The organism is Ruegeria sp. S84, from assembly GCF_056583445.1.
This window is the reverse complement of record NZ_CM152618.1, coordinates 2,417,299-2,429,878: the sequence shown is the minus strand read 5'-3', so window position 1 is coordinate 2,429,878 and position 12,580 is coordinate 2,417,299. Positions and strand designations below refer to the sequence as shown.

The 12,580-nt window shown below is 57.3% G+C and carries 13 protein-coding genes and 1 pseudogene; 7 read left to right on the top strand and 7 right to left on the bottom strand.

The window, feature by feature from the left end:
• The first annotated feature begins 142 nt into the window (after positions 1 to 142).
• Positions 143 to 1,475: pseudogene (locus AC1DFB_RS12195) on the top strand (NAD(P)/FAD-dependent oxidoreductase).
• Between the two features lie 3 nt (positions 1,476 to 1,478).
• On the opposite strand, the gene AC1DFB_RS12190 reads toward AC1DFB_RS12195, so the two are convergent.
• On the bottom strand, positions 1,479 to 2,411 hold the full coding sequence (locus tag AC1DFB_RS12190; protein WP_170395914.1) for an MBL fold metallo-hydrolase: 933 nt from the start codon (positions 2,409 to 2,411) through the stop codon (positions 1,479 to 1,481).
• A gap of 212 nt (positions 2,412 to 2,623) precedes the next feature.
• Here AC1DFB_RS12190 and AC1DFB_RS12185 point away from each other — a divergent pair, with 212 nt between their 5' ends.
• Both AC1DFB_RS12185 and gltX read left to right on the top strand, forming a co-directional pair.
• Positions 2,624 to 2,962 carry a DUF1801 domain-containing protein gene (locus tag AC1DFB_RS12185; protein ID WP_480921354.1) on the top strand — a complete coding sequence of 113 codons (339 nt, stop codon included), beginning with the start codon at positions 2,624 to 2,626 and terminating at the stop codon, positions 2,960 to 2,962.
• A gap of 60 nt (positions 2,963 to 3,022) precedes the next feature.
• Positions 3,023 to 4,348: a glutamate--tRNA ligase gene (gene gltX, locus AC1DFB_RS12180; RefSeq protein ID WP_480921353.1), complete on the top strand. Its 1,326-nt coding sequence runs from the start codon at positions 3,023 to 3,025 to the stop codon at positions 4,346 to 4,348.
• Positions 4,349 to 4,363: 15 nt separating this feature from the next.
• On the opposite strand, the gene AC1DFB_RS12175 is transcribed toward gltX, so the two are convergent.
• Complete coding sequence (locus AC1DFB_RS12175) at positions 4,364 to 4,975, bottom strand: gamma-glutamylcyclotransferase family protein (RefSeq protein ID WP_480921352.1); 612 nt, start codon at positions 4,973 to 4,975, stop codon at positions 4,364 to 4,366.
• A 94-nt stretch (positions 4,976 to 5,069) separates the two neighbouring features.
• Between AC1DFB_RS12175 and AC1DFB_RS12170 the strand changes: the two genes are divergently transcribed.
• Entirely contained in the window at positions 5,070 to 5,516 is a 447-nt protein-coding gene (locus AC1DFB_RS12170) for an RrF2 family transcriptional regulator (protein ID WP_170395922.1), read from the top strand.
• A gap of 2 nt (positions 5,517 to 5,518) precedes the next feature.
• Here the strand turns inward: AC1DFB_RS12170 and AC1DFB_RS12165 are convergent, their stop codons facing one another.
• Both AC1DFB_RS12165 and AC1DFB_RS12160 read right to left on the bottom strand, forming a co-directional pair.
• A complete protein-coding gene (locus AC1DFB_RS12165; RefSeq protein ID WP_480921351.1) occupies positions 5,519 to 8,047 on the bottom strand; it encodes an ABC transporter permease in 2,529 nt (842 codons plus the stop codon).
• A complete protein-coding gene (locus AC1DFB_RS12160; protein ID WP_170566394.1) occupies positions 8,044 to 8,739 on the bottom strand; it encodes an ATP-binding cassette domain-containing protein in 696 nt (231 codons plus the stop codon). The genes AC1DFB_RS12165 and AC1DFB_RS12160 overlap by 4 nt, the downstream gene beginning before the upstream one ends.
• A gap of 69 nt (positions 8,740 to 8,808) precedes the next feature.
• On the opposite strand from AC1DFB_RS12160, the gene AC1DFB_RS12155 reads away from it, so the two are divergent.
• Positions 8,809 to 9,429, top strand: coding sequence for an arylesterase (locus AC1DFB_RS12155; protein WP_170408460.1), 621 nt, complete (start codon positions 8,809 to 8,811; stop codon positions 9,427 to 9,429).
• Positions 9,430 to 9,438: 9 nt separating this feature from the next.
• Positions 9,439 to 10,053: an SOS response-associated peptidase gene (locus AC1DFB_RS12150; RefSeq protein ID WP_170408282.1), complete on the top strand. Its 615-nt coding sequence runs from the start codon at positions 9,439 to 9,441 to the stop codon at positions 10,051 to 10,053.
• On the opposite strand, the gene AC1DFB_RS12145 is transcribed toward AC1DFB_RS12150, so the two are convergent.
• Together AC1DFB_RS12145 and AC1DFB_RS12140 are read right to left on the bottom strand one after the other, a co-directional pair.
• Positions 10,050 to 10,604, bottom strand: a complete 555-nt coding sequence (locus AC1DFB_RS12145) for a L,D-transpeptidase (protein ID WP_170408281.1) — start codon at positions 10,602 to 10,604, stop codon at positions 10,050 to 10,052. The two genes, AC1DFB_RS12150 and AC1DFB_RS12145, sit on opposite strands and share 4 nt — an antisense overlap.
• 167 nt (positions 10,605 to 10,771) lie before the next feature.
• Entirely contained in the window at positions 10,772 to 10,978 is a 207-nt protein-coding gene (locus tag AC1DFB_RS12140) for a cold-shock protein (RefSeq protein WP_010442474.1), read from the bottom strand.
• A 327-nt stretch (positions 10,979 to 11,305) separates the two neighbouring features.
• On the opposite strand from AC1DFB_RS12140, the gene AC1DFB_RS12135 reads away from it, so the two are divergent.
• Positions 11,306 to 11,833 carry an REP-associated tyrosine transposase gene (locus AC1DFB_RS12135; RefSeq protein WP_480886336.1) on the top strand — a complete coding sequence of 176 codons (528 nt, stop codon included), beginning with the start codon at positions 11,306 to 11,308 and terminating at the stop codon, positions 11,831 to 11,833.
• A gap of 201 nt (positions 11,834 to 12,034) precedes the next feature.
• Here the strand turns inward: AC1DFB_RS12135 and AC1DFB_RS12130 are convergent, their stop codons facing one another.
• A complete protein-coding gene (locus AC1DFB_RS12130; protein ID WP_480921350.1) occupies positions 12,035 to 12,571 on the bottom strand; it encodes a hypothetical protein in 537 nt (178 codons plus the stop codon).
• Between the last annotated feature and the right edge of the window lie 9 nt (positions 12,572 to 12,580).

Genomic DNA, 12,580 nt, shown 5'->3' with positions numbered 1-12,580 from the left:
GCATCTGCGCGGTGTAATTCGCCGCGCATTGGCCAATTGGCCACAGGTTCCGGCAATTGCCCGGGACCAATCGTTTTCTACATTGCCAGTGAAATCGCCTTCAGGCTGGATGTCGCTCCGATGAACGAGCACCGAGCGGTTAATGCCAGGCCCCACACCGACACCCGTCGAATCTGATCTCACACTTCCCAAGCACGTAGATGTTGTCGTCATAGGTGGTGGAATCATCGGGGCTTCGGCAGCCTTCGAGCTTGCTGAGCGAGGTGTTTCCGTTCTGTTGTGCGAGAAAGGCCGGATTGCGGGCGAGCAAAGCTCGCGCAATTGGGGCTGGGTGCGCCTTGGGACACGTGATCCGCGCGAAATCCCCCTGATGCAAGAGGCGCTTCGGATCTGGCAAGGGCTGGATGCGCGATTGGGACGCGCCACAGGCTATGTTCAATCAGGAATCGTGTTTGGCGCATCTGGCGCACGAGACGATGAAAACCTGACGCGATGGCTGGACCATGTTGAAGGGCTGCAAACAGGTGCTCGCATGGTATCCGGCCCTAAACTGGACGGGTTGCTGTCGGATAACAGTATGAAACTGCGCTCAGCGCTTTACATGCCGCAGGACGGGCGGGCCGAGCCGCAATGGGCGGCCCCCGCAATCGCCGAGGCGGCGCGCGACCGTGGGGCCGCGATCATGACGCAATGCGCGGTGCAGAAGTGTCGATGTTGCTGCGGGCCGGATCGCAGGTGTTTTCACCGAACGCGGCCGCGTAAGGTGTAGTCAAGTCGTACTTGCAGGCGGAGCCTGGTCTCGGCTGTTTGCGGGGAACGCTGGAATCACTCTGCCACAGCTCAAAGTGCTCAATACGGTCATGCGGACCTCTCCGGTTGCAGCAGGGCCAGAGGTGTCGCTTTGGAGTGATGATTTTGCCATTCGAAAGCGCTCGGACGGGGGATACACCATAGCTTCGGGTCACGAGAATACGGTGGATATCGTTCCTGACAGTTTCCGACTCGGGTTGCAGTTTCTACCCGCATTCCGGCAAGAGTGGCGGTCCTTAAGGTTTCGCCTTTCGAGACGCTGGATGGTCGAGGCGAATGAGGATCGAAGCTGGCTGCCGACCGATGTGACACCGTTTGAACATTGCCGAGTGCTCGACCCGGAACCTTCCCAGAAAGTGTTGCGAAGGGCGTGGGCCAACGCCCGCAAGGCGTTGCCTGCGCTTGATAGTGCGGAGATCGTGCAAAGCTGGGCCGGCCTGATCGATGTGACCCCGGATGCGATCCCGGTCATCTCGAAAGTGGACGCGGTGCAGGGCCTGCATATTGCGACCGGTTTCTCTGGCCACGGTTTTGGCATCGGTCCTGCCGCAGGTCGATTAGTGGCGGACCTTGTTACGGAAAGCACGCCTTGCGTTGATCCGACCGCCTTTCGCCTGTCCCGTTTCACGGATGGGTCAAAAGTGCGGCCGGATGCTGGTTTTTAGCCTCTAACCCATCATTTGATAGCTGACCGGCACGAACCGGAACCCGTCGCCACGGGATTCGACATACCCAGCGGCCGGGAAAGGCATGTGATAGCCGATCATAGGCACTTTGTCCGCAGCCAACATGCCCAGCACATTCCGGCGCGATTCCGTTGCAGCGGCTTTGTCCATGTCGAATCGCACTTCCCATTCAGGGTGTGCAAATGACCAGACATAGTGATTTGCAAGATCCGCCGTCAGGACCAGACGCTGACCGTTACTTTCTAGGTGATAGACCATATGGCCCGGAGTATGACCAAACGCTGCCATACCGGTGACGCCGGATGCGACTTCACCACCATCCCCGATAAAGGTCATCTTCTCTGCCATCGGGGTGACTTTGGCTGCAACCATATCACCCACTCGGTTGCCCGCGTCTTGCGCTGACCAAAAGTCGTATTCGGGTGCTGCTGTTACATAACGCGCATTGGCAAAAGTCGCGGCATCATTGGTTGTCATACCACCGATATGATCGGGATGCATGTGGGTAATGACCACTACATCGATCTGATCAGGCGTTACGCCGGCGTCGGCCAATGCGGCCTGAATTCCACCTTGGCCAAGCCCAGTATCAAACAAGATCATCTCGGACCCCGTATTAACCAGCGTTGGTGTGAAGAAGAACTGCGCAACATCTGGCGAGATGAAGTTGTCAGCCGATACACGGGCGAAATCTTCATCCGAGGCGCCGCCGCCGAAAATGTCCTGCGCACCATCACGAGGCAGGCTGCCATCCAACAAGGTGGTGACGGTGAAATCGCCCAGTTGAAACGATTTTGCTATTGTAGAGTTGGCTTTGGTCTCGGTACCTGCGGCCAGAACAGGCGAAGTAGCTGCCGCAAGCGGCAGAGCCGCAACCGTTCCAAGCGCCGCCCGGCGAGTCAATCTGATGGTCATGGTCGTTCTCCCTGTCAGAGCATGTTTGACTGAATTAGGTCAGTCTGGGCCTGTGGCCATACTATGGCACTGTTATATGGGCTGCGTGGTTGAACATTACGTGTTAATTTTTGTTCATGCCGCGATCTGCGAATAAAACCGTACCCACCGGGCAAAACGTTGCTGATTTTCTGGCGAGCATTCAGCCGACCCGCAAGGCGGAGGAGGCGCACGTGCTGGACAGGCTGTTTCGTGAAACCACAGGTTATGCGCCCGTAATGTGGGGGCCGTCGATCATTGGCTATGGTCGATATCATTATCGCTATGCGTCAGGGCGTGAGGGCGACTTTCTCGCAACTGGGTTCTCTCCGCGTAAGGCGGCGCATTCTATCTACATCATGCCGGGTTATGTTGATTTCGAAAATATCCTGTCTCGACTGGGCAAACACAAGCTGGGGAAATCCTGCCTCTACGTGAATAAGCTACCGGATATCGATCTCGACGTGCTTGGTGAACTCATCAAAGCCGGGCTCGAACGCCTAGATGGCATTTGGCCGGTTGAACCAACCTGAAAGCCTCTTCTGGACAAAAACGCGCCCATGTGAGATGAGCCGCGCCAACAGGAGACTTCCATGACCACGACCCGTTTTGCCCCGTCGCCCACCGGTTACATCCATGTGGGCAACCTGCGCACCGCCCTGATGAACTATTTGATCGCCCGCAAGGCTGGCGGTACGTTCATTCTGCGCATTGATGACACCGATCCCGAGCGGTCGAAGGAAGAATATGTCGACGCGATCAAGCAGGATCTGGAGTGGTTGGGCCTGCATTGGGACCGGGTCGAGCGACAGTCGGAGCGTCTGGACCGCTACGCCGAGGCCGCCAACAAGCTGCGCGAGATGGGCCGGTTCTACGAGGCGTTCGAGACGCCCACCGAGCTCGACCTTAAGCGCAAGAAGCAACTGAACATGGGCAAGCCGCCGGTCTATGACCGTGCAGCGCTGAACCTCAGCGATGCCGAGAAAGAAGCCCTGCGCGCTGAGCGTGGCAATGGCGTCTGGCGGTTCAAATTGAACCACGAGCGTATCGAATGGAACGATGGCATTTTGGGCGACATCTCGATCGATGCAGCTTCAGTATCCGACCCGGTGCTGATCCGGGGCGATGGTCAGGTTCTCTATACGATTGCCTCTGTGGTCGATGACACCGAGATGGGCGTAACCGATGTCGTGCGCGGCTCGGACCATGTCACCAACACCGCAACGCAGATTCAGATCATCGAGGCCTTGGGCGGGACCTGTCCGCGTTTTGCGCACCACTCGTTGCTGACTGGCCCGCAGGGAGAGGCGTTGTCGAAACGCTTGGGCACTCTGGCCTTGCGCGATCTGCGAGAGCAGGGCGTGCAGCCAATGGCCTTACTGAGTCTGATGGCGCGTCTGGGGTCGTCAGATCCGGTTGAGCTGCGCTCGGATATGGCAGAGTTGATCGACGGCTTTGATGTTACACGCTTCGGTGCAGCCCCAACCAAGTTCGACGTGCAGGACCTGTTCCCGCTGACTGCGAAGCATCTACAATCGCTGCCGCTGACCGATGTGGCCGATGCCGTTGCTAAAGCAGGTGTACCTGCTGAACTGGCCGAGCCTTTCTGGACCATGGCGCGCGAAAACATCACGACGCTGAGCGATCTGGAGGGATGGTGGGAATTGTGCCGTGATGGGGCCGAACCCCTGATCGCTGACGAGGACCGTGAGTTCATTGCTCAGGCTGTCTCGTTGCTGCCCGAAGGCCCATTCGATGGGGAAACTTGGGGCACATGGACCAAGGCCGTGAAAGAGGCCACAGGCCGCAAGGGCAAAGGCCTGTTCATGCCGCTGCGCAAAGCGCTGACGGGGATGGAGCGCGGGCCCGAAATGGCGACCTTGCTGCCGCTGTTGCAGGTGATCCGCGCTCGCGGCTGACTTCAGGGTCAGTGCTTAGAATACGAAGGAGGCAGGTAAATCACCTGCCTTTCTTTGTTCTCCGGGTCGCAAAACTTGCGCCGAAACGCGTTGCAGGCGGTCATCCACGAATTCGGTCTCGGCCTGCTTCAATTGTTGGTGACGGGGATAACGGGGCTCGGCGCGGTCGTTCAAAATCGGAGCATCCCAACCATCGGTTGTTGCAAAGAAGCGATCGGCGCCCTCTGGTCCAAAAGCCCGCAGATACCCTTGCACGACAACATCAATATAGCTGAGCAATAGGGGATGGTGATTGCTGGGCGCGGTGTGTCGATCATGCGGGACTGCGTAGACAGCGATTTCCACCCCTTGCGTCAGAGTGTGCGTGACCGACCGTGTGGCTGGAACGCGGTCATAGGCCCATTCTCTTTCATCCAACGCGGCCCAGTCGTTTTTAGGAACATGGGCGATCATACCATCGATCTCGGAATCAGCATCCGGCACAGCGGTCAAAAACGCCACCGGGCGCAGATCCGTGTGCCGCCATGCGCGTCGCCAACCTTTCAGTCGCGCTGGGCGCGGGTCGGGGAAATCATGCGTCGACAGGTTCACGAGGCTGCCATAGCCGAAGAAATAAGGGTCTGCCATGCGGGTCGCGTCCTTCTTTGACGATTGATGTATGTCAAACAGTCTTTTTACGAGACATGCAATAAAGCTTCACCTTGAGATTCGGGAGGCCCTAATGCGGATTACCAAACGGACGAATATCGCGGTGCGTGTTTTGATGTATTGCGCCGCACATCAGGAACGGCTGGTCACGAAGGCCGAGATCGCCGATGTCTGTAATATTTCAGAAAACCATCTGGCACAGGTGATCAACCAACTGAGCCAGCTAGACTATCTCAGCACACAACGCGGCCGCAATGGCGGCATGACGCTGGCACGCCCGGCGGATCAGATCCGGGTCGGGTCCGTGTTTCGCCATGTCGAAGGCGGGTTGCCGATTGCCGAGTGTTTTGCGGATGCTGACAACACCTGCCCACTGACCGATGCCTGCCGCCTCCGGTTGGCGCTGCAAGATGCGGCTGAGGTGTTTTATGCGTCGCTGGACGAAATCACGCTCGATGCGTTGGTTTGCGACAATGACCAATTGCTAAAAATATTGCAGCCTGTCGCTTGTATGCGCTGAACTCAGTCGCTGGCGCGCAGTATACGCGCAGGGCGTACTGAAAGCGGGCGCAGGGCAAAGACCATCCCCGCGCCTAAGGTAACGCCAACACCGGCGATGACGATCCCAAGCGCGGATGGCCAGATGACCGCGAACTCTGTGTCGAATATATAAGTAGCCACGGCCCAACCGCCCAGAATTCCGGTCAGCAAAGCAACGCAACCTGCGGCTGCTCCCAAAAGGATTGCCCGCAGGGCAAAGCTGCGCAATATGCGCCCACGGTTGGCACCCAGAGTCTTGAGGATCGCTGCCTCGTACCTACGCGCCGGTTCGCCCGCTGCCGCCGCACCGATCAACACTAAAAACCCGGTCAACAGAGAAACCCCTGCGCCATATGACGTGGCTGCCGCAAGCCCTGCCAGCAGGCCTGATACCCGGTCGATGGCGTCTCTGACCCGGACTGCCGTGATGTTGGGGAATTGACTGGCCAAATCACGCAGAATGGCGGCCTCGGCCTGTTCTTCGGCATAGACGGTAGCGATGAAGCTATGCGGGGCACCAGCCAAGGCAGAGGGGTTCATCGACATGACAAAACCCATTCCTGCAGTGGAGAAATCAACTTCGCGCAGCGATGTGAGTTCAGCTGTGATATCGCGGCCCAGGATATTAACGGTCAACTCATCGCCCAGTCTCAGGCCCATCTCGTCGGCCTCTTCTGCGGCAAAGCTGACTTGCGCTGGGCCGCTGTAGTCCTCTGGCCACCAAACCCCGTCAGTCACGCGGGCATTCCGTGGGGGGCGGGCAGAGTAGGTTACGCCTCGGTCGCCGTCCAGAACCCAGTGATCGCCTGCAATCTCGCGCGCGGGTCGGCCATTGATTTTGGTAATGATCCCACGCAGCATCGGAGCGCTTTCTACCCGACTGACGGCAGGGTCGGTGTCGAGACGTTCGCTGAACCCGGGCATCTGATCCTTCTGGATATCGACGAAGAAATACGAGGGTGCGACCTCAGGCAAGTTGCCCGAAATCGCATTGCGTAGCGTGCCGTCGATCTGCCCCACCGCCGCAAGGACCGAAAGGCCGAGCCCAAGGGACAGGACCACCGATGCTGCGCCTTCGCGTGGGTCAGAGATGGCGGACAACGCCCACCGCAGGGCTGGACGCCCTCTGGCCCAAGGAGCGCCCGCGCGGGCCAATTTGCGAATGGCAATGGCAGAAAAGGTCAGCAAAGTGAGCGCCCCCGCCAGACCTGCGCTTGTCCAGAGGGTCAACCGGGTTGAACCGCTGAACCAAGCGGCGGCTCCGATCAGTACGGCCAGGCCAATTGCAGTCGCAATTACATAGATCAAGCGCGGGAAGCTGCTTGCCGAAGTCAGCGCATCCCGGAACAATGTTGCCGCACGCACCTCCTCGGTTCTGGCCAGAGGCCAAAGCGTAAACAGGAACGCGGTTAGCACACCATAAAGTGCGGCCTCGAACAGGGGCTGCGGATATAGCGAGAATACAGCAGGGATCGGCAGTTGGGTTGCGATAACCGGTGCCAGCAGCATTGGAAGCGCCGCGCCCAGGGTCAAACCCATGACGATACCAACGCCTGAAAGAACGGCGATCTGGATCATGTATGTCTGAAAGATTGTGGCCCGATCAGCGCCCAAAGTCCGCAATGTCGCAATGGTTTCCGTTTTCTGGGACAGATAAGCGCGCACGGCAGCCGATACGCCGATCCCCCCAACCGCCAATCCGGATAGACCAACCAGCACCAGAAACGCGCTGAGGCGCCCTACAAACTCGGATATCCCCGGCGCACCATTGCGGGCATCAGTCCAGCGCATGCCGGTTCCCTCGAAGGCCTGCCTGGCCTGCTGCGACAGCGCCTCCAACTCGGCGGTTTGCGGCAAGTTCATCCTGTATTTGGTGGAAAACAAAGTACCCGGAGCCAGCAGGCCTGATGATTGCAAATCCTCGGTTCGAACCAACGTGCGCGGTCCTAGCGAGAACCCATCTGCCGCACCATCCGGTTCGTGTTCCAGCGAGGCCATCAAAACGAACCTCTGCGTGCCGAGATCAAATTGGTCCCCAATCGCAAGGTTCAGGCGGTCAATCAGTGACGGAGCCATCACGGCGCCGGGCAGCCCATCGGCGCCCGCCAAGGCCTCGGGCAAAGAAACTGCGGGTTCCAAAGCCACCGATCCCAACAGCGGATAGGCCCCGTCCACGGCCTTCACCTGAGTTAACGCCCGTTGCGCGCCTGCGCCATCACCCGTGACGGCCATGGACCTGAAATCGACGACCTCCGACACTGCTTGCGCGGTGTCCGCCATCCAGTCACGTTCCTCATCGTTTGCAAAGCGATAGGTGAACTCCAACTGGGCATCGCCGCCTAAGAGCGACGCGCCCTCTTGTTGCAATCCGGTCTGAATGGCTTGGCGCACCATGCCAACCGCAGCAATTGCTGCAACACCCAAAGCCAGACAGGCCAGAAACACCCGAAACCCGCGCAACCCACCGCGCAGTTCGCGCCGGGCCAGGCGACCGGCCAGACGCAGGCTCATTCGGCGGCCTCACGCTGGGATTCCTCGGCGATACGCCCATCGCGCAAGCGCACAACGCGGTCGCATTTCTGAGCCAGCGTATGGCTGTGCGTGACCAGTACCAGAGTTGCCCCGTGACGGTCCCGCAGTCCGAATAACAGATCAATGATTGCTGAACCGTTGGTTTCATCCAGATTTCCCGTTGGTTCATCTGCCAGTAATATATGCGGGCGCGGGGCCGAAGCGCGGGCCAGCGCCACACGCTGTTGCTCGCCGCCTGACAACTGCGCCGGGTAGTGATCGATACGATGTGAAAGGCCCACGGCCTCCAACTCGGCCGCGGCGCGCTGGAATGCATCTTTGTGTCCCGCGAGTTCTAACGGGGTCGCCACGTTCTCAAGCGCGGTCATCGTCGGAATCAAGTGGAAATTCTGAAACACTACGCCCATGGCATCTCTTCTGAACCGTGCCAGCGCATCCTCGCTCATTTTCGTCAAATCTTGGCCCAATGCGGTAACGCGTCCACCAGTTGCCTGTTCTAAGCCGCCCATTAGCATCAGTAGCGAAGACTTTCCGGAACCAGAGGGACCGATCAGCCCCAGAGTTTCACCCTTGCTCACAGTCAAAGTGATGTCGTGCAGGATATCCACTCTTCCGGCATTGCTATCCAGCGATAATGCGGCATCTTGGAGGGTGAGAACGGGTGTCGTCATCGATCAGGCCATCAAGAGGGGTACAGTCCATTGGGATATGGCGCGATACAGAAGCTGCGCAAGGGTTTGATGTCAGGCGTGTTCATCTGTTGCGGATTTGCCGCGACGGCTGAGCCGGTGGTGATTGCGGCGCTCGGAGATTCCCTGACACAAGGATATGGACTTCCGCAACAAGACGGGTTTGTGCCGCAACTGCAACGCTGGTTGCAGGAGGAGGGGGCGGATATTCAGCTTATCAACGCCGGTGTTTCCGGGGATACGACCGCAGGAGGAGCCTCCCGCGTTGATTGGACTCTGACGCCAGAGGTCGATGGCATGATTGTAGCCCTCGGCGGCAATGATCTGTTACGCGGTATCGATCCGGATGTGTCGCGCGCCAATCTTGAGGCAATCCTGAACACCGCTGAAGCTGCGAATGTCGAAGTTCTGCTGATCGGCATGCAAGCCCCCGGGAACTATGGGACGGATTACAAGCAAAGTTTCGATGCCATGTATCCGGAACTGGCGCAGCAGTATGGCGCGATCTATGCGGAAAGCTTCTTTGACGGGCTCACGACCGAGGGCGATCCTGCAGTCGCGCGCCAGTTCATGCAATCTGATGGCATCCATCCAAATGCCCAAGGCGTTGCGCTGATCGTTGACGCGCTAGGACCTATTGTACTGGCTTTAGCGGAGCGCGCTGCCGATTAGGAGGGTCCTATGCCAGGCCGGTTTTTTCTCACACGACCAATTGGCGAGATTGCTAAGTTCCTGAACGTGAAAGATAACGTAGGGCCTCAACCCCCGCGCAAGAACATTCAACCGGGTCAGGAGGTGACGGTATTGACCGGTGAAGGCTTGAAGATGATGCGTTGGGGGATGATCCCGGTCGGCAGGGTCAATGCGCGCGGACGTCCGGTGATGGAGACCATTATCAACGCTCGCTCTGAAACGGTTTTTGACAAAAGCGCATTCGAAGGTGTTGGGCGCGCAGTTATACCAGTTGATGGCTGGTACGAGTGGACCGGAGAGAAACGGCGCAAAACTGCATGGCGTATCGCAGCGAAGGATGGCATACCGCTGTTATTTGCTGCAATTACGGATAGTTGGGAGGCCCCTGGTGGGCAGCGTGTGGATCAGGTCGCCGCAGTCACCTGCGAGCCAAATGCCGATGTAAAGCCGATCCACCACCGTATGGGTGTGTTGCTGGGGTCGCAGGATGTGGATTGCTGGTTACATGGATCCGAAGAAGAGGCGCAGAAGCTGATGCGCCCATGGCCAGAAGGTCGCCTGAGGATTGAACAAGCCGACGATGTGGATTGGTCGGCGGCTTAGACCACGGTCACCACGGTTCCAATCGGCACCCGGTTGTACAGATCGATTACATGCTGATTCAGCATCCGTATGCAGCCGTTCGAGGCCGCGCGACCGATGGTTTGCGGTTGTGTGGTGCCATGGATGCGGAAATAGGTGTCGACTCCGTTTTGGAACAGATACAAAGCGCGCGCGCCCAGTGGATTATCGCTCCCTCCGGGTTGGACATAGTCGTTGTCCTTGAACCGACCATAGGCCACCGGGTCGCGTTCGATCATCTCATCGGTCGGTCGCCAGGTGGGCCATTCCTTCTTGACGTCGATAGTTGCGGTTCCTGTGAACTCCAGTCCGGCCTTGCCGACGCCGCAGCCATAACGGATCGCTTTGCGGGGTTCGGTTATATAGTAAAGGTAGAAGGAACGGGGAACGACCAGCAGCTGACCGGGTAGGAATTGCTTTTTGACCCGCACGAATTGTGGCGTGGGATCATATTCGACCGCTTTCTTGGCGCTGACAACGCCCGGAAGCAGGCTGACGGCAGTACCGGCCAGAAATACGCGGCGTGTGAACATGGTGACATCCCTCAAATGACCAAAGAAATCATAACGCTAGTTTTGAAATGATAGCGGATTTGGTCAATCACCGGGGAGGAATAACCCGATTGTGATGTATTCCCTATGCCACACAATCAACAAGGGCATAGCGGAGTGGGCGGGAAAAATCCCGCCCTTTGAACGGCTTAGGCCAGTTCGATATTGTCGGCGCTTTCGCGGCCGTCACGACCAGCGCGCAGCTCGTACGTGACTTTCTGGTTGTCGGCCAGACCGGTGAGGCCCGAACGCTCGACTGCCGAGATGTGTACGAAGATGTCTTTGCCGCCATCTTCGGGTGCGATAAAGCCATAGCCTTTGGTGGTGTTGAACCATTTTACGGTGCCTGCGGGCATATCCGTTGTCTCCTGTTTAGTGCTGCCCACGTGGATGCGGCAGCCCGGCGTCGTTGTCTGTATCGATAGACTGAGCGCCGTAGAAGGAGACTGCAGGTCGAAATAGAAAAACGTAAGCCTCATGGATATGGCATCGGTCAGGCGGTGTGGCAAGGGCGGATTGTACGGTTTGTACAGGGGTTTGAGGGGCAATCGTCCGACTTGTACAAGAATCCGCCGATGGTTTTGGTTATTGGTTTGCGTGCCAATGATAAGGCCCGGTTATTTGTCTGGCGCGTCGGAGTGGCATTCAGAATCCGTTAACCCTGGTCATGATCAAGTTGCAGCATGAGCGATTATCGACGCGTCCGCATTCCCGGAGCCAAGTATTTTTTCACCGTGTCTTTGGCCGACCGGTCGTCGGATTTGTTAGTGCGAGAGGTGGCGCATTTGCGGGCCGCCTTTGCAGTGACCCAGAGGGAGCGGCCGTTCTGGTGCGATGCGTTTGTTGTGTTGCCGGATCATTTGCACGCGGTGTGGACCTTGCCGCCAGGGGATGCGGATTATTCGACGCGGTGGCGGTTAATCAAAAGCCGATTTGTGCGTGCCGTCGGAGAATTCGGTCCGCGAAGCGAGTCCAAGGTTGTCAAACAGGAACGCGGGATTTGGCAACGCCGATTTTGGGAGCACACCATTCGGGACGAACGAGATTACCGCAATCATGTGGTTTATTGTTGGGGCAATCCGGTCAAACATGGGTTGGTGGAGCATCCAACCGATTGGCCGTATTCGTCGATTTATCGTGATATCCGCGCAGGCCGGGTTGATCCGGAATGGAGTGGCGTTGTCACCGAAGGAGCGTTTGGGGAAGCGTAGGATGGGTGATTTCACCCATCAATTTATGTGGTGGGATATTGGAGAATTGAGGAGTGATGGGTGCGAGCACCCATCCTACGCTTGCTGAAGCCCGGCATCCACCATGAACCTTGGATTAACTGGTTTGATTCCATTCAATAGTAAATAAATTTGAAGTCGCGGCTGTTGCGCGGCTTGCCGGGCTGAAGCCCGGCCTACTTGCTATTTTTCTAGAAGTTCCACACATGTATCTCCGATTTTGCGATGGTTCGCATCTAGATTTCCTCGGCGATAAAAATCCTCGACCAAGCCAGCTGCGAAGCACGAAACAAATGCACCCTTTTGGGCTTGCTCTATCGAAAATCCGTCCTCCACCAACTTGATTTGCAATCTGGAAACAGACACAATGTAAACGTCGGAATTTAATGTGTCGCCATAGACGCGGCTCGAGATTTCATAGAAATGCGTATCAACAATTGACAAAACAGTTTGGAATGAAGTGTAGAGATTTGCTGGAACAAAACCGATTTCTTCGCGATTTTCTATGAAAACCACAATCACATCAGACTTTTCTGGATCCACCCATTTATCTGTGAAATCGAATTTTCCCTGCCCACCATCGTGCTTATGTAGGAAATGAGTGAAATCCTTTGGCGCGGCAAAGGTGGCAACCTTCATTGGCCTGTCAGCCAATGCGCTACTTGCGCCGCAAACTAGTAAAGCAGAAATCTGAGCGCTGCGCGTCGCTAACTTAATCATTAAGAAAGC

Bases quoted from the DNA above. Each gene is read 5' to 3' on its own strand.
- AC1DFB_RS12175 (WP_480921352.1), bottom strand. From the start codon at position 4,975: ATGGCAGACCCTTATTTCTTCGGCTATGGCAGCCTCGTGAACCTGTCG.
- AC1DFB_RS12170 (WP_170395922.1), top strand. From the start codon at position 5,070: ATGCGGATTACCAAACGGACGAATATCGCGGTGCGTGTTTTGATGTAT.
- gltX (WP_480921353.1), top strand. From the start codon at position 3,023: ATGACCACGACCCGTTTTGCCCCGTCGCCCACCGGTTACATCCATGTG.
- AC1DFB_RS12150 (WP_170408282.1), top strand. From the start codon at position 9,439: ATGCCAGGCCGGTTTTTTCTCACACGACCAATTGGCGAGATTGCTAAG.
- AC1DFB_RS12135 (WP_480886336.1), top strand. From the start codon at position 11,306: ATGAGCGATTATCGACGCGTCCGCATTCCCGGAGCCAAGTATTTTTTC.
- AC1DFB_RS12130 (WP_480921350.1), bottom strand. From the start codon at position 12,571: ATGATTAAGTTAGCGACGCGCAGCGCTCAGATTTCTGCTTTACTAGTT.
- AC1DFB_RS12160 (WP_170566394.1), bottom strand. From the start codon at position 8,739: ATGACGACACCCGTTCTCACCCTCCAAGATGCCGCATTATCGCTGGAT.
- AC1DFB_RS12165 (WP_480921351.1), bottom strand. From the start codon at position 8,047: ATGAGCCTGCGTCTGGCCGGTCGCCTGGCCCGGCGCGAACTGCGCGGT.
- AC1DFB_RS12155 (WP_170408460.1), top strand. From the start codon at position 8,809: ATGTCAGGCGTGTTCATCTGTTGCGGATTTGCCGCGACGGCTGAGCCG.
- AC1DFB_RS12140 (WP_010442474.1), bottom strand. From the start codon at position 10,978: ATGCCCGCAGGCACCGTAAAATGGTTCAACACCACCAAAGGCTATGGC.
- AC1DFB_RS12190 (WP_170395914.1), bottom strand. From the start codon at position 2,411: ATGACCATCAGATTGACTCGCCGGGCGGCGCTTGGAACGGTTGCGGCT.
- AC1DFB_RS12145 (WP_170408281.1), bottom strand. From the start codon at position 10,604: ATGTTCACACGCCGCGTATTTCTGGCCGGTACTGCCGTCAGCCTGCTT.